The following is a 13567-nucleotide window of genomic DNA, read 5'->3' on the forward strand; positions in this document are numbered from 1 at the left end:
GAATCCGTACTCGTAAGGAAAAGCGACCATGGACATTCGCTCGCTCGGCTATCTCCGCATCGAGACAACCAAGTTGGACGAGTGGCGCACCTACGCCCTCGACATCCTCGGCATGGTCGAGAGCGCCGACAGCACCGAGGACACCCTCTGCCTGCGCATCGACGACCGCAGCCACCGCATCGTCGTCCAGGCGGGCGAGAGCGACCGCCTGATCGCCGCAGGCTGGGAGGTCGCCAACGCCGCCGAACTCGCCCGTGCGGCACGGGAATTGGAGGAGGCGGGCCACGCCGTCAAGCACGCCGACGCCGGGCGGATCGCCGAGCGTCGCGTCCGCGACCTGATCCAGGTGGCCGACCCCTGCGGCAACCCCCTGGAGATCTACTGGGGCCAGGCACAGGACCACTCCGCGCTCGGCACGCCCTATGGCAACCGCTTCGTCACCAGCGAACTCGGCCTGGGACACGTTGTGTTGCCCGTATCCGACATCGAGGCCGCCCTCGACTTCTACGAGAACCTGCTCGGCTTCCAGCTGCGCGACTCGATGAGGCTGCCCCCGCAGGCCGTCCCGACCGCCACCGAGCAGCGCGACTTCCACTGGATGCACTTCCTCAGCCCCAACCGCCGCCACCACAGCCTAGGCCTGTACCCGGGCGCGCTGCCGCCCGGCATCGTGCACTTCATGGTCGAGCTGGAGACCCTGGACGACGTGGGCCGCGGCCTGGACCGCATGAACGCCGCAGGCATCCCCATCGCGTCCAGCCTCGGCCGCCACACCAACGACCACATGGTGTCCTTCTACGCCCAGGCGCCCGGGGGCTTCCAGGTCGAGTACGGCTGGGACGGCCTGATCGTGGATCCCGCCACCTGGGTCGCCAAGGAGATCACCGCCGACAGCTTCTGGGGCCACCAGTGGAACGGCTGATCGAACCGGACGCCTTCCGGGACGTGCTCGGCCGCTTCGCGAGCGGCATCACCGTCGTCGCCGGCCTGGACGAGGGCGAGCCGGTCGGTTTCGCCTGCCAGTCCTTCGCCTCGCTCTCCCTCGACCCGCCCCTGGTCATGCTCGCCGCCGGGCGTACGTCGGTGAGCTGGCCTCGGATCGAGCGGGCCGGACGGTTCTGCGTCAACATCCTCGCGGCCGAACAGCGGGATATCTGCGCCGAGTTGGGCCGCAGCGGCCCCGACAAGTTCGCCGCCGTGCCGTGGAGCGTCAGCGAGCACGGCACCGTCCGGATCGACGGCGCCCTCGCCGCCCTGGAGTGCGAGCTGCGGGCCGTGCACGAAGCAGGCGACCACTATCTGGCGACCGCCGAGGTGGTGGCCCTGGACGCCCGCGAGGACGGCAGCCCCCTGCTGTACTTCCGCAGCCGGTACGCCGTGGGGGCGTTCTGATGCCCATCGACGTGGCGAAGCTGACCTCCGCGCCGCCCGTGCACACCGACGTCTCGTGGGACGACCGCGACGTACGCCTGTACCACCTGGCGCTCGGCGCCGGTGTCCCGGAGACCGACCCGGCCGAACTGCGGTACGTGTACGAACGGCACCCGCGGGGCCTGAAGGTCCTGCCGCTGTTCGGCGTGACCGCCGCCAACGTCGGCTTCCAGGTATTCGAACTCCCGGGCGTGGACGTCGACTTGGCGAGCGCGCTGCACGGCGGCCAGCAGGTCACCGTGCACCGGCCGCTGCCGCCCGCCGCGAAGGCCTCGGCCGTCACCCGCGTCACCGACGTGTACGACAAGGGCAGGGCCGCCGTCATCGTGCAGGAGTCGACCCTCGTCGGCGAGGACGGGGAACCGCTGCTCACCCAGCGCAACCAGATCTTCGTGCACGGCGAGGGCGGCTTCGGCGGCGAGCGCGGCCCCTCGGACCGTGCGCCCGCCCCCGACCGCGCCCCCGACGCCGTGCTCGACCTGCCGACCCTCCCCCAACAGGCCCTGCTCTACCGCCTGTTGGGCGACTGGAACCCCCTGCACGCCGACCCGGAGGTGGCGCGGGCGGCCGGCCACGACCGGCCGATCCTGCACGGCCTGTGCACCTTCGGGATGGTCGTCAAGGCCGTCGCCGACCGCTTCCTCGACGGCGACGCCGCCGCGATCGGCGGCTGCCGCACCCGCTTCGCGGGCGCGTTCCACCCGGGCGAGACCCTCCGGCTCCGCGTCTGGTCGGAGCCGGCCGCGGGCGGCTGGCGGCTTCGCGCCACCGCCCCCGACCGCGACGACGCACCGGTCCTCGACCACGCCCTGGTGACCACCCTCGACACCGCACGACCCCGCACGAGCAAGCCTGGGAGCACCCGTTGACTGAACACTGGGACCACACGTACGACGTGGTGGTGGTCGGGTCGGGCGCCGCCGGGATGGCGGCCGCGATCACGGCCCGACTGCGTGGACTGACCGCGCTCGTGGTCGAGAAGACCGACCGCTACGGCGGCTCCACCGCACTCTCCGGCGGCGGCGTCTGGATTCCGGACAACCTGCACCACGAGGCGGCCGGCCTCGGCGACACCCCGGAGCAGGGCCGCGCCTACCTCGACGCCACCGTCGGCGACCGCGTCCCGGCCGAGCGCAAGGACGCCTTCCTCGCCCACGGCCCGGCCATGCTGCGCGAGTTCCACGACAGGACCGATGTCCGCTTCTGCTACGTCCCGGACTACTCCGACTACTACCCGGAACGCCCTGGCGGCTTCCCGCAGGGCCGCTCCATCGAGCCGGAGATGTTCGACCTCAAACGGCTCACACCGGAACAGCGGGCCGGCATGCGCCGGGCGGGACTCCCCACGTACGGACTCACCATCACCACCCGCGACTTCCGCCACCTCAACATGGTGGGCCGCACCTGGAAGGGCCGTCGGACCTCGCTCAAGGTGGGCGCGCGGGCCGTGAAGAACCTCGCCACCGGCCGGAAGATGCTCTCCCTCGGCGAGGCCCTGGTCGCCCGGATGCGGCACTCCCTCGACCGCCACGGCGCCGACCTCTGGCTGTCCGTACCCGTCACCGGCCTGGTCACGGAGGGGCAGCGGATCACCGGCGTACGCGTCGAGCGCGCCGGCCGGGAGATCGCCGTACGCGCCACGGGCGGCGTCGTCCTCGCCTCCGGCGGCTTCTCCCACAGCCCGGAGCTGCGCGAGAAGTTCCTGCCGTCGCCCACCTCCACCGAGTGGACCGCCGCGGCCGAGGGACAGACGGGCGACGGGCTCGAACTCGCCCTGGCCGCGGGCGCGGCCACCGATCTGATGGACAAGGTGTGGGGCGGCCCCATGGTCGTGGCCCCCGGCGCGAAGCCCTTCTTCCTCGTCGCCGACCGCGGCATCCCCGGCATGGTGATCGTGAACCAGGCGGGCGAGCGCTACACCAACGAGGCCTGCCCGTACCACGCGTTCGTGGACGCGATGTACGCGAACGACAGGCCGGACGCCTCCACCGTCCCGTCCTGGATGATCCTCGACGCCGCCGCCAAGTCCCGCTACATGATCACCGGCCTCTTCCCGGGGCAGCCGTTCCCCAAGCAGTGGACCGAGAGCGGCTTCGTGAAGAAGGCCGACACGCTCGACGAACTCGCCGTACGCACGGGCCTGCCCGCGACCCGGCTGCGCGCCACCGTCGACCGCTTCAACGCCTTCGCCCGCGCCGGCCGCGACGAGGACTTCCACCGCGGCGACAGCGCCTACGACCGCTACTACGGCGACCCGACGCTCACCAACCCCAACCTGGCGCCCGTGACGAAGGGCCCCTTCTACGCCGTACCCCTCCAGCCCGGCGACATCGGCACCAAGGGCGGCGCGGTCACCGACGCCCGGGCGCGGGTCCTGCGGGAGGACGGCACGCCGATCGAGGGGCTGTACGCCTCGGGCAACGTCGCGGCCGCGGTGATGGGGGAGACGTACCCCGGTCCGGGGGCGACCATCGGCCCGGCGATGACGTTCAGCTGGATCGCGGTCAACCACATCGCGGGCCGCGACCAGTCGACCCGTACCGCCTGACTGGCGCATGCGTACCGCCTGAGTACCGCGTCCGTACCGTCGCAGAGAGAGGGAGCACCCATGCCCCGTACGTACCTCGTCACCGGAGCGGCCTCAGGCATCGGCAGAGCCACCGCGGACCTCCTGCGCGCCCGGGGCCACACGGTGATCGGCGCCGACCTCAAGGACAGCGACATCGCCGCCGACCTCGCGAGCGCCGAGGGAAGGGCCGAACTCGTCGCCCGTACAGCGGAGTTGACCGATGGCCGACTCGACGCCGTCATCGCCTGCGCGGGCATCGCGCGCTTCGAGCCGCGTACCGTCCAGGTCAACCACTTCGGCGCCGTCGCCACCCTGGAGGGCCTCCGCCCGATTCTCGCGGCAGGATCCGCACCCCGCGCCCTCGTCATCGGCTCCATCGACGCGGTCCACCCGACCGACGCGGCGACGGTCGAAGCGGCACTCGCGGGCGACGAGGAGGCGGCCGTGGCCGCGGCCCAGGCGGCGGTCGACCGCGGCGAGGGACACCTCGCGTACTCCTCGTCGAAGGCGGCGATCTCACGCTGGGTGCGGCGGGCCGCCGTCACCGCCGACTGGGCCGGAGCGGGCATCCCCCTCAACGCGGTCGGCCCCGGTGTCGTCCTCACACCCATGACCCGGCCGCTCCTGGACGACCCCGAGACGCGCCCCCTGGTCGAGCAGAGCGTCCCGATGCCGCTGCACGGCCACGCCACCCCCGAGGACCTGGCCCCGCTGATCGCCTGGCTGACCTCCCCGGAGAACACCCTCGTCACCGGCCAGATCGTCTTCGCCGACGGGGGAGCGGACGCGGTGCTGCGGGGGGACGGGGCCTGGTGACCGGGGAACCGGGCTTGGTGACCGGGGGACCGGGCTTGGTGACCGGGGAACCGGGCTTGGTGACCTCGGGCGGGCGAGCACCGAGGGTCAAGCAGCACCCTTGCCGCGGCGGCGGTCGCTTCGGGACAGCGCGTCGATGAGATCTTGTTTGCTCATCTTGGATCGGCCCGCGATGTCCTGCCCGGACGCCCGCTCGTAGAGCTCCGCCTTGCTCAGTCGCCGCAGGTCGTCCTGATTCTCGTCTTGGCCGGCGCGGGGCGAGGAGGTGCGTGCCGCAGTCGTCTCGGCGGTACGACAGCGACCTCGGCCCGCGGCCTTCTTCCGCCCGCCCTTGAGCTTCCGGGCGTGGTCGAGGCTGCCTCGCAGGGCATCCATGAGGTCGATGACGTTGGTGGCCTCGGGCGCGTCCTCGGCCGCCTCGACCTCGTGCCCCTCGGCCTTCGCCCGAACCAGCTCATGGACCTTCTCCTGGTACGTGTCCTGATAGCGGCTCGGATCCCAGGCGGAAGTCAGGGTGTCGATCAGCTGGGCGGCCATCTCGCGTTCCTTGGCCTTCCCCTGGCGGCCGGACGGCAGTTCGGGCAGTTCTTCGGCGGGGTCGCGGACTTCGTCCGCCCAGTGAAGGGTCTGCAGCACCAGGATCTTGTCCTCGGCTCGCAGCGCCGTCAGATACTGCTTGCCGCGCATCACGAACGTGGCGATGCCCGCCTTGTTCTTCTTCGCGAGCGCCGCGCGCAGCAGTTCGTAGACCTTCGTGTGCTCCTGGCCGCGGGGCGCGAGGTAGTACGTCCGATCGAAGTAGACCGGCTCGATCTCGCTCAGGTCGACGAAGTCACTGATGTCGATGGCCCGGGAGCGGCCGGGCGCGATCTCGTCCAGTTCGTCGGGATCGACGATCACGTACTCTCCCTCGGCCACCTCGTAGCCCTTGACGATGTTCTCGGGAGCGACCTGCCGTCCCGTACGTTCGTTGACCCGCCGGTTGCGGATCCGGTCGGCGCTGCCGCGCTGCAGGTGGTGGAAGTGGATCGTGTGGTCCTCGACCGCCGTGTACAGGCCGACGGGCACGCTGACGAGCCCGAAGGTGATGACACCGGTCCAGATCGCGCGTGCCATGTCCGACTCCCGACGCCGCCCGTCACCGTGAGCGCGTCCGCTGCGTCCCGCGCTCGTTGGATCAACGCTGACACCTCGGCAGGCGGGGCGCACGGCGGATCGGCCACGGGCTTCGGTCAGAGCCTTTCCGTGCCATGGACAGGCGGCGATCCAGCCCCTGGAAAGGGCGCCAAATTCTGCTGCCGGAAGGGGAGTTGGCCTCGTCACCCTACGGCGTGAGGCTCCAAGGTGTGTACGGGGCGAGCTCGGCCTACCTTGGGGGTGTAAGCCTTTTCGAATGAGGAGGAGCCATGACCGGCAAGGGCCGCATGGACAAAGCGAAAGGCAAGGCCAAGGAAGTGGCCGGAAAGGTCACGGGGAATCGCGAGCAGGAGATCGAGGGAAAGACCGATCAGGCCCGCGGTGAGGTGAAGAAGCTTCGCGGCAAGGCTGAGGAGCGCATACGCAGAGCCCGCCGCTCCATGCGCGGAGAACCCCACTGACCCCATGTGACGCAGTCAGCAGCCCGGCGCGCAGCGCCCCGCCGATGGGATCACGGGGAACGCGTGCCGGGCTCGCGTTGTCTTCCGGTTCGCCTACCAGTAGTGCCGCCGCCCGGCTACCGCGTGCCCGAGCGAGCCGAGGAGCCACAGCACGGCACCGATCACGAGCAGCACCGCGCCGATCGTCGTGAGGATGGAGATTCCGGCGATCAGGCCGATGATCAGGAGTATCAGACCAATTACGATCATTTCTGCCTCCGCTTCTCGGACTTGCTTCGCATACGCGTCTCTCTGAATTGTGCGCTCTCTGATTTGTGCTCTCTGAATATGTGGTCACTCAAATTACGTCGAGTGCCCCGTCGGCCGCCTCGCCCGGGCGAGGAGCTCGGCGGGGCCGAACTCCTCGCTCGCCGGGAAGTATCCGTACCGGTCACATCGGCGGCGGCGGGCCCTCGGGCCGGATGCGCCCGCGCCATCCCTCGCCGGAGGCGCCGCCGCCCTCGACGTAGTCCTTGAACCGGCGAAGGTCTCCCTTCACTCGACGGTCGATGACACCCAGCGCGTCCGCGCCCTTCTCCGCGGCACCGCTCGGCTCGACATCCATGGTGAGCTCGACCCGCGTGTGCATGTCGTCGATCGGCTCGAACCGGACGGAGCCGCGCTGCGACGTCTCGCCGCCCACGGTCCGCCAGGTGATCCGGTCGTCGGCCAGCTGGTCGACGATCTCCGTATCGAACTCCCGCTGCACGCCGCCGATGCTGGTCACCCAGTGGTTGTGCCGGTCGTCGAGCTGCCTGACCTCATCGACCCCGTCCATGAACTGCGGAAATTCCTCGAACTGCGTCCACTGGTCGTACGCCGCACGGAGCGGCACCTCCACCTCGACTGCTTCCTTGACTGTGGTCACCGGTCTCTCCCTCCGTGGGTGGCCTCGTGTGTGTCGCGCACCGGGTACCCGAGGACTCCGGACGTGAACGTGTCTCAGTCCGAAGGCGGCAGCAGAGTGCCCAGCGGACCCAGGTCGAGGTTGAGGTCCTCCATGGCCAGCCCGTACTGCGCGCACAGCTCACTCATCCGCTCATGCAGCACCATCAGCGTCGCCCCCAGCCGTTCTTCCTGCTCCTCGGTGAGGTCTCCCTCGTCGACACGGTGCAGCGCCTGGCGCTCCATGAGCTGGCGCAGCAGTTCCACCACGGTGAGGACCAGCCTGATGAGGTCCCGCTCCACGGTGTCGGGGTCCGAGGAGATCCGGCGCGCGGGAGTGTGGGCGCGTCCGCTCGGCGGGGGCAGATCGCGAGGCGCGGCGGGCAGGAGGCGGAAGGCGCGTTCGGCCGCCCCGCGATCTCCTCCAGGCGTCCGGTCGGCCCGCCGGGCGCGGGACCGGCCCCCGCCGGCACCCTCAGCCCCGGCCCCGCCGGCACCCTCAGTCGTCATGGCCGCCTCGCGAGGGCGTCGTGCCGGAGGGCAGGGTCTCGGCCCATGGCGGGGGATTCTGCGCGCTGACGGAGACGATCAGCGCCCTGAGCGAGACACGCACCAGATCGATGTCGGCGATGGAGAGAACGACGTCACCGGTCAGGACGACACCACCGCTGAGCAGGCGGTCGAGCAGGTCGATGAGAGCGACCTGTCGCTGTGCCAGCGCCTCCGCCGAGGACGGCGGGTCGGGAGTCGTCATGGCCCAGGGCCCGTCGACGTCGACGAGGAGTAACCGGAGGAGCGGTCCGAGCCGCGGGGAGTGAGACTACCTGAAGGGGCATTCGCGCGACCTGAGAGAGGAGCGATGACGTGGCGGCACCCGAGACCCCGGATACCGCTCTGGGCGAGTTTCTGGCCGATCCCCGCCACGCGGCGCTGGACCTGACCACGGCCGTGGCACGCTGCTCCAAGGCGCTGGGGCTGCAGGGCACCGTGGTGTACCTCGCTGATCTGCAGCAACGCCGGCTGGCGCCGTTGAACGACGTGGCGCCGGTCCTGCCCATCGACGACTCCCTCGCCGGCTGGACCTACCGGACGCAGTCCCTGCGGGTGGACGAGTCGGACCTGGGAGGGCTGACGGCCTGGCTGCCGATGGTGGACGGCGCCGAGCGTCTCGGAGTGCTCGCCGTCCGGGCACCCGCTCTCGACCCGCTCCGCCTGCGGCGAGCCAGGACGCTCGCCCACCTGTGCGCCATGATGATCACCTCGAAGCGTGCGTACAAGGACACCTACGTGCGTCGGGCCCGTACCGAACCCATGCAACTGCCCGCCGAAATGCTGCGCGCCTACTTGCCGCCCCGCACGATCGGCACGACGCACGCCGTTTCCACAGCCGTCATGGAACCGGCCTACGAAGTCGGCGGCGACGCCTTCGACCACGCCCTCACCGATACGACACTCCACGCCGGAATCCTGGACTCCATGGGGCACAACCTCGCCTCGGGGCTGACCACAGTGGTGTCACTGGCGGCCTGCCGCAACGCGCGGCGCACCGGGGCCGACCTGGGCGACCTCGCGCGGGCCGTCGACGCCGCCCTCGCCGAGTGGCTGCCCGAGCAGTTCTGCACCGCCATCCTCAGCCAACTCGACCTCGCCACGGGCGGGCTGCGCTGGATCAACTGCGGGCACCCCGCGCCGCTGCTGATCCGCGACCAGTGCCTGGTCGCCGGCGCGATGGACCGCGACGCCGACCCGCCCCTGGGACTGCCGGCCGCCTTCGCGACCACCCCACGCCAGGTGCACGCCATGCAACTCGAGCCGGGGGACAGGGTCCTGATGTACACCGACGGCGTCACCGAAGCCCGCTCGCAGAACGGGGACGAACTCGGACTCGACCAGTTCGCCGACTACGTCATCCGAGCCACCGCAACCGGTGAACTCGCGCCGGAGACGCTGCGCCGCCTCATCCACTTCATTCTGGACGCCGAAGGCAACCGGCTGCGCGACGATGCCACGATCGTCATGTTCGAGTGGCGCCCCGTCGCTCGCTGACACGGTTCCCGGCTCCCGGCTCCCGGCTCCCGGTTCCCGGTTCCATCAAGGACCAAAGTCCCGTTACGCACCTTTCGGTGCCGGGGCAGGCCGTAGGGCAGGACGGCTTCCTATCAGGAGGGGCCGGACGTCCGAGGAGATGACGTGTTGCACCCTGCATCCGCAGACCTGCGTCGCGTGCTGGCCTGGCACGCGGAGGCCATCATCGAGGATGAACGCCATTCGACCCCCGAGACGGTTCGCGCACGCGAGGACAGTGCCTACGCGCTGTGCGAGATGACCGGCACGGCCAATGTCGGGGACGCGGTCCGCGCGGCGGCCGCCGTGTACCGGAGAGCCGCTGCCGTCGGAACGGCGACCCTCATGCCTCACACCGCGCAGACGAGCCCCCGGGCAGCGCCGCCTGACGACCTCCCGACACTGCTGTGCGCGGGCACCGTCGAGCCGGGCGGACTGCCGCTCGCGATCGCCTGACAGATGGGCTGGTACGTGTGGTGTCATCGCCCCGACGCCCCGGAGGCGACGGAGAGTGGGGTGGCGATGTCCTCCAGGGAGCGGCGTTCGGCGGCGACGGCGAAGAAGAACGCGGCCAGACCGGCCGCCACCATGAGACCGGCGCCCACGCAGAAGGCGATCGACATGGTCCGGGTCTCCATCGGGAAGATCTCGCTGACCGTCAGATACGCGGAACTGGCCCCGGCGGAGGCGAAGAAGAGCACGACGCATCAGCACAGCGTCATCGTCGTGGCGTCGAGGACCCCCGAGCCGAAGAGCGCGGCGGTGCCGAAGAGCAGCAGCCCCGACAGGACGTACGTACCGGCGATCATCGGCCGTCCGCCCCAGGTGTCGAAGAGGCGCCCGAGGAGCAGCGGACCCAGGAAGTTGCCGGCGGCGATGACGGCGAAGTAGAACCCGGTGGACCCTGAAACCGGCCGCCGCCACACGCCGACCGTCCGTTGCCCTCCCCGCGCCCCGGGGGAGGTTCCCGCGCTGAACGTCCGGCTGAGCAAGGCACTCCGCCCGTGTCGCCACTCGCGTAGCAGGTGTGCGGCGAGACGCTCTTCGAGGAACAAGGTGGCTCGCGCACCGAAGGCACCTCCGCGTCGAGCGGAGTGCTTCGTGGTGTGGTGAGTTCGCCACGTATGGCAGTTGGCAGTGAACGTACCCGAGGCACGCAGCGGGCGGATCCCAGCCCCTCCCGCGGAGAAGGAGCCACCGTATGCCGGACAAGGCAGCATCCACTGACGTTGTTGAACTGATCCTGGACGATCACCGGCGGATGGAGGAGCTGTTCCGCAAGATGCGCAGCGTGGAGGCTGAACGGGCCGACGCGCTGCGGAAGTTCGCGGACCTCCTGGTGGCGCACGCACTCGCCGAGGAGCACGAGGTGTATCCCGCGCTCAAGCGCTTCAGGGATGTCGACAACGACGAGGTCGAGCACGGCGTCGAAGAACACGCTGACGGCAACAAGGCGCTTCTGGCCCTGCTGGAGGTGAAGGGCGTGGGCGGCGACGACTGGGATGAGAGGTTGGAGAAACTGGTCGAGGCGGTCACCCACCACACCGACGAAGAGGAGCGGACGATCCTCAACGGCGCACGCGAGAACGTGCCGATGGAGCGCCGCGAAGAGCTGGGTGCCGCATTCACCAAGGAGCGCGCCAAGAACCTCGATGAGGGCTGCGGAAGTCTCGACAACGTCCGCCGTATCGTCAGGGCCTGAACCGCCGTCCGGTGCCGTCCGGTGGTGACGACGACCTCCTCCGTTGGGGGCCTCTGGGGGCTCTGGGGGCCTCTTCGACCACATCGGCCAGTCGGGCCGCTCCCAGGGGCGGCACCGGTGCCCGGGAAGAGGCAGGATCGGTGCATGGGCAGAGCCACCGACGACGGGGACGGACACCGGCCGGATGCGGAGCATCTACGCCCGGCGGGTGTTCGCGACGCCACGGTCGACGCACTCCGGCTCCTGTCGGAGGCGTTGGAGAGGGTGCGGCGCGCCCGTGGCCACCTGTACGCCTTCCACCAGCTGACCGGAGGCGCCGACCTCGCCGTCGAGATGGCCGTCGAGCTGCTGCGACGGGCGGGCCACACGGCGCAGGCCGACCTGGTGGAGCGCGAGCTCGTGGGGCGGGACGTGATTCCCGGCTACTGGACCCACCAGATCGTCGAGGCCCACCACGCGGCCTACTACCGGCCGTTCACCAGTGTGGAGGCGCGGGTCCGGCAGGAGCTCCAGCGCGAGGCGCCTCGGGCCGAGCCCACCTGAGCGCCGGTCGGAGGGCCGGTCCTCGGCGCCGCCACCACGCTGTACAGCGTGGTCTTCGGATCCCAGCTGGAGCAGCGCGAGACACGGCTCAAGGTCGCGGGCTTCGCGCTGTCGTGGGCCGCCCTCTGTGCTCTCAGCCTGCGCCGCACACGCGGGTAGACCTTGGCGCACAGGGGGCGGTTTTGGCGGCGGTCCCGCGGTGCTCCGCCGATCAGGACGGCTGATAGACGTCCTGCTTGAGTGCGCGCGCGAGGTGGGCGGCGTTGGACGCAAGAGTGTCCGTGGTCTCTTTGGTCTTGTCCGGGGTTGCGTCGAGGTCCTGGTAGTCGGTTCCTTGCATGGCCTCGCCCACCCAGTAGGTGACGGCGTTCGGCGGGAGGGTGAATCCCACGTCGTTCAGGCCTTGGAAGAGCTCGGCGCTCACGTGGTGGGCGCCGTCCTCGTTGCCGACGACACAGACTCCGGCGACCTTTCCGTAGGTGACAGGACGGCCCTGGTCATCCGTGTGTGACTGCTCCGCGTTCAGGCGCTCCAGCACACGTTGGGCGACGCTTGAGGGATGGCCCAGCCAGATCGGCGTGGAGAGGATCAAGATGTCCGCGTCGAGGACGGCTTCGCGGATCCGTGGCCAGGCGTCACCGTCGCCCATATCGGCTTCCACGCCCGGTTTCACATCATGATCGACGATACGAATCACGTCTCCCGAAACCTGATGTTCCGCCAGTGCCTCCAACGTCTGCTCGGCCAGGAGCTGCGAGCTCGATGGCTTGGGGGATGCGGACAGAGTGCAGACCAGGGCCACGGCGCGCAGCGGTGTAGGTGCGACGATCGCGGAGGGTCGGGTGGTAGCCATCCCTGCAGAATGCCGGAGTGGGCGGCCTTTGCTGCGGGCTCGCGGCGGCACGCGGTGCCTCAAGGCCCCGTGTGGCGGAGGCGGCACAGGCCCATCAGGGGCACCGAGCCCTCTCCCACGAGGCTGACTGCTCACCGCCGACGCCAGGACGCCGATCCGGTGCGCACCGCATCCAGGAGAGGCGGTGCGGCCGAACGTGCGGTGCAAGGACATGTGGCTGGGTGGCGATCCGGAGTGAGACGTGGACATCGCAGGCTCGCGCGTACTGGTGGCCGGAGCGACCGGCGTTCTCGGCGGCGCGCTGACCGCCGAACTGGTCGGCCGGGGCGCCCGTCCGGTACTGGCCGGACGCGACCTCGGACGCCTGGCGGCCGCCGCCTCGGCGCTCCAGGACGCTCCGACGGTCGTGTTCGACGCGTACGACCCGTCGTCCTGTGCCCGCGCGGTGCATGCGGGCGCGGCCCGGCTGGGCGGCCTTGACGCCGTCGTCACCGCGTTCGGGTCGGTGGCGTTCGGCACCGCCGAAGAGGTGGGTGACGACATCGCCGAGCATCTGATGGCGGTGAACGCCCTCGCACCCATCGCGTTCTTCCGCGCCGCGCTCGACGTGCTGGAACCCGGTTCGGCGATCGCCGCACTGACCGGTGTGGTCGCGCAGCGGCCGCAGCCGGGGATGGCCGACTACAGCGCGTCCAAGGCAGCACTGAGCGCCTGGCTCCGCGCCGTACGTGGTGAGGCGCGGGGCAGGGGCGTTCAGGTCCTCGACGTCCGGCCGGGGCACATCGACACCGGCTTGGCCGACCGGCCCTTGGTGGGAACCGCGCCGCCGCTGCCTGCGGGCGCCGACCCGCGTCAGGTGGTGGCCGCGGTCGCGGACGCCCTGTCGACGGGCGCTGAACTCGTGCGCACCACTGAGAACGGTGCGGCAGTCGTCGAACGGCGCGACCGGTGAGCGCTCCTGCCGCAGCAGGGCTCAGCCCCTCCGAGCCCACCTGAACGTACGTGACGCTACGGGCACGACGACTCCGCGGCAGCACAGCCGTGATGCACTCAACCTGCCGCTGCCA

General features: G+C 70.5%; 17 protein-coding genes and 1 pseudogene. 11 read left to right on the top strand and 7 right to left on the bottom strand.

Annotation, left to right across the window (positions count from 1 at the left end):
* Positions 1 to 28 precede the first annotated feature (28 nt).
* Genes QIT00_RS11030 through QIT00_RS11050 form a run of 5 tightly spaced genes read left to right on the top strand, consistent with a single transcriptional unit; the run spans position 29 to position 4816 of the window.
* Positions 29 to 922, top strand: coding sequence for a VOC family protein (locus QIT00_RS11030; protein WP_282535003.1), 894 nt, complete (start codon positions 29 to 31; stop codon positions 920 to 922).
* A complete protein-coding gene (locus QIT00_RS11035) occupies positions 910 to 1392 on the top strand; it encodes a flavin reductase family protein (RefSeq protein WP_282535004.1) in 483 nt (160 codons plus the stop codon). Before QIT00_RS11030 ends, QIT00_RS11035 begins: the two co-directional genes overlap by 13 nt.
* Complete coding sequence (locus tag QIT00_RS11040; protein ID WP_282535005.1) at positions 1392 to 2300, top strand: MaoC/PaaZ C-terminal domain-containing protein; 909 nt, start codon at positions 1392 to 1394, stop codon at positions 2298 to 2300. The genes QIT00_RS11035 and QIT00_RS11040 overlap by 1 nt, the downstream gene beginning before the upstream one ends.
* Positions 2297 to 3979 (top strand): FAD-dependent oxidoreductase, encoded by a 1683-nt coding sequence (locus QIT00_RS11045; protein WP_282535006.1) that lies wholly within the window; start codon positions 2297 to 2299, stop codon positions 3977 to 3979. Before QIT00_RS11040 ends, QIT00_RS11045 begins: the two co-directional genes overlap by 4 nt.
* 60 nt (positions 3980 to 4039) lie before the next feature.
* Positions 4040 to 4816 (top strand): SDR family oxidoreductase, encoded by a 777-nt coding sequence (locus tag QIT00_RS11050; RefSeq protein WP_282535007.1) that lies wholly within the window; start codon positions 4040 to 4042, stop codon positions 4814 to 4816.
* 87 nt (positions 4817 to 4903) lie between these two features.
* On the opposite strand, the gene ku is transcribed toward QIT00_RS11050, so the two are convergent.
* Positions 4904 to 5932, bottom strand: coding sequence for a non-homologous end joining protein Ku (gene ku, locus QIT00_RS11055; RefSeq protein WP_282535008.1), 1029 nt, complete (start codon positions 5930 to 5932; stop codon positions 4904 to 4906).
* 290 nt (positions 5933 to 6222) lie between these two features.
* On the opposite strand from ku, the gene QIT00_RS11060 reads away from it, so the two are divergent.
* Complete coding sequence (locus tag QIT00_RS11060; protein ID WP_282535009.1) at positions 6223 to 6414, top strand: CsbD family protein; 192 nt, start codon at positions 6223 to 6225, stop codon at positions 6412 to 6414.
* Positions 6415 to 6507: 93 nt separating this feature from the next.
* Here QIT00_RS11060 and QIT00_RS11065 read toward each other — a convergent pair whose 3' ends face one another.
* The 4 genes from QIT00_RS11065 to QIT00_RS11080 form a co-directional block, all read right to left on the bottom strand.
* Positions 6508 to 6663 carry a DUF6131 family protein gene (locus QIT00_RS11065; RefSeq protein ID WP_282535010.1) on the bottom strand — a complete coding sequence of 52 codons (156 nt, stop codon included), beginning with the start codon at positions 6661 to 6663 and terminating at the stop codon, positions 6508 to 6510.
* Positions 6664 to 6844: 181 nt separating this feature from the next.
* Positions 6845 to 7321, bottom strand: a complete 477-nt coding sequence (locus QIT00_RS11070; protein ID WP_282535011.1) for an SRPBCC family protein — start codon at positions 7319 to 7321, stop codon at positions 6845 to 6847.
* Positions 7322 to 7395: 74 nt separating this feature from the next.
* Positions 7396 to 7848, bottom strand: a complete 453-nt coding sequence (locus QIT00_RS11075; RefSeq protein WP_282535012.1) for a gas vesicle protein K — start codon at positions 7846 to 7848, stop codon at positions 7396 to 7398.
* Positions 7838 to 8092 (bottom strand): gas vesicle protein, encoded by a 255-nt coding sequence (locus tag QIT00_RS11080; RefSeq protein WP_282535013.1) that lies wholly within the window; start codon positions 8090 to 8092, stop codon positions 7838 to 7840. The genes QIT00_RS11075 and QIT00_RS11080 overlap by 11 nt, the downstream gene beginning before the upstream one ends.
* Before the next feature lie 110 nt (positions 8093 to 8202).
* On the opposite strand from QIT00_RS11080, the gene QIT00_RS11085 reads away from it, so the two are divergent.
* Both QIT00_RS11085 and QIT00_RS11090 read left to right on the top strand, forming a co-directional pair.
* On the top strand, positions 8203 to 9384 hold the full coding sequence (locus QIT00_RS11085; protein ID WP_282535014.1) for a PP2C family protein-serine/threonine phosphatase: 1182 nt from the start codon (positions 8203 to 8205) through the stop codon (positions 9382 to 9384).
* A 144-nt stretch (positions 9385 to 9528) separates the two neighbouring features.
* Positions 9529 to 9858: a DUF5133 domain-containing protein gene (locus tag QIT00_RS11090; RefSeq protein WP_282535015.1), complete on the top strand. Its 330-nt coding sequence runs from the start codon at positions 9529 to 9531 to the stop codon at positions 9856 to 9858.
* Between the two features lie 23 nt (positions 9859 to 9881).
* On the opposite strand, the pseudogene QIT00_RS11095 reads toward QIT00_RS11090, so the two are convergent.
* A pseudogene (locus tag QIT00_RS11095) lies at positions 9882 to 10310 on the bottom strand (MFS transporter); the annotation flags it as partial.
* A gap of 293 nt (positions 10311 to 10603) precedes the next feature.
* Between QIT00_RS11095 and QIT00_RS11100 the strand changes: the two are divergent.
* Together QIT00_RS11100 and QIT00_RS11105 are read left to right on the top strand one after the other, a co-directional pair.
* On the top strand, positions 10604 to 11104 hold the full coding sequence (locus QIT00_RS11100; RefSeq protein ID WP_282535016.1) for a hemerythrin domain-containing protein: 501 nt from the start codon (positions 10604 to 10606) through the stop codon (positions 11102 to 11104).
* Positions 11105 to 11248: 144 nt separating this feature from the next.
* Positions 11249 to 11647, top strand: a complete 399-nt coding sequence (locus QIT00_RS11105; protein ID WP_282535017.1) for a hypothetical protein — start codon at positions 11249 to 11251, stop codon at positions 11645 to 11647.
* A gap of 211 nt (positions 11648 to 11858) precedes the next feature.
* Here QIT00_RS11105 and QIT00_RS11110 read toward each other — a convergent pair whose 3' ends face one another.
* A complete protein-coding gene (locus QIT00_RS11110) occupies positions 11859 to 12500 on the bottom strand; it encodes a flavodoxin family protein (RefSeq protein WP_282535018.1) in 642 nt (213 codons plus the stop codon).
* A 241-nt stretch (positions 12501 to 12741) separates the two neighbouring features.
* Between QIT00_RS11110 and QIT00_RS11115 the strand changes: the two genes are divergently transcribed.
* Positions 12742 to 13452 carry an SDR family NAD(P)-dependent oxidoreductase gene (locus QIT00_RS11115; protein ID WP_282535019.1) on the top strand — a complete coding sequence of 237 codons (711 nt, stop codon included), beginning with the start codon at positions 12742 to 12744 and terminating at the stop codon, positions 13450 to 13452.
* The last annotated feature ends 115 nt before the right edge of the window (positions 13453 to 13567 follow it).

The sequence above is a fragment of the Streptomyces luteolus genome (assembly GCF_029968015.1).
GTDB classification, from domain to species: domain Bacteria; phylum Actinomycetota; class Actinomycetes; order Streptomycetales; family Streptomycetaceae; genus Streptomyces; species Streptomyces luteolus.

Bases quoted from the DNA above. Each gene is read 5' to 3' on its own strand.
- QIT00_RS11030 (WP_282535003.1), top strand. From the start codon at position 29: ATGGACATTCGCTCGCTCGGCTATCTCCGCATCGAGACAACCAAGTTG.
- QIT00_RS11040 (WP_282535005.1), top strand. From the start codon at position 1,392: ATGCCCATCGACGTGGCGAAGCTGACCTCCGCGCCGCCCGTGCACACC.
- QIT00_RS11050 (WP_282535007.1), top strand. From the start codon at position 4,040: ATGCCCCGTACGTACCTCGTCACCGGAGCGGCCTCAGGCATCGGCAGA.
- ku (WP_282535008.1), bottom strand. From the start codon at position 5,932: ATGGCACGCGCGATCTGGACCGGTGTCATCACCTTCGGGCTCGTCAGC.
- QIT00_RS11060 (WP_282535009.1), top strand. From the start codon at position 6,223: ATGACCGGCAAGGGCCGCATGGACAAAGCGAAAGGCAAGGCCAAGGAA.
- QIT00_RS11065 (WP_282535010.1), bottom strand. From the start codon at position 6,663: ATGATCGTAATTGGTCTGATACTCCTGATCATCGGCCTGATCGCCGGA.
- QIT00_RS11075 (WP_282535012.1), bottom strand. From the start codon at position 7,848: ATGACGACTGAGGGTGCCGGCGGGGCCGGGGCTGAGGGTGCCGGCGGG.
- QIT00_RS11080 (WP_282535013.1), bottom strand. From the start codon at position 8,092: ATGACGACTCCCGACCCGCCGTCCTCGGCGGAGGCGCTGGCACAGCGA.
- QIT00_RS11100 (WP_282535016.1), top strand. From the start codon at position 10,604: ATGCCGGACAAGGCAGCATCCACTGACGTTGTTGAACTGATCCTGGAC.
- QIT00_RS11105 (WP_282535017.1), top strand. From the start codon at position 11,249: ATGGGCAGAGCCACCGACGACGGGGACGGACACCGGCCGGATGCGGAG.
- QIT00_RS11110 (WP_282535018.1), bottom strand. From the start codon at position 12,500: ATGGCTACCACCCGACCCTCCGCGATCGTCGCACCTACACCGCTGCGC.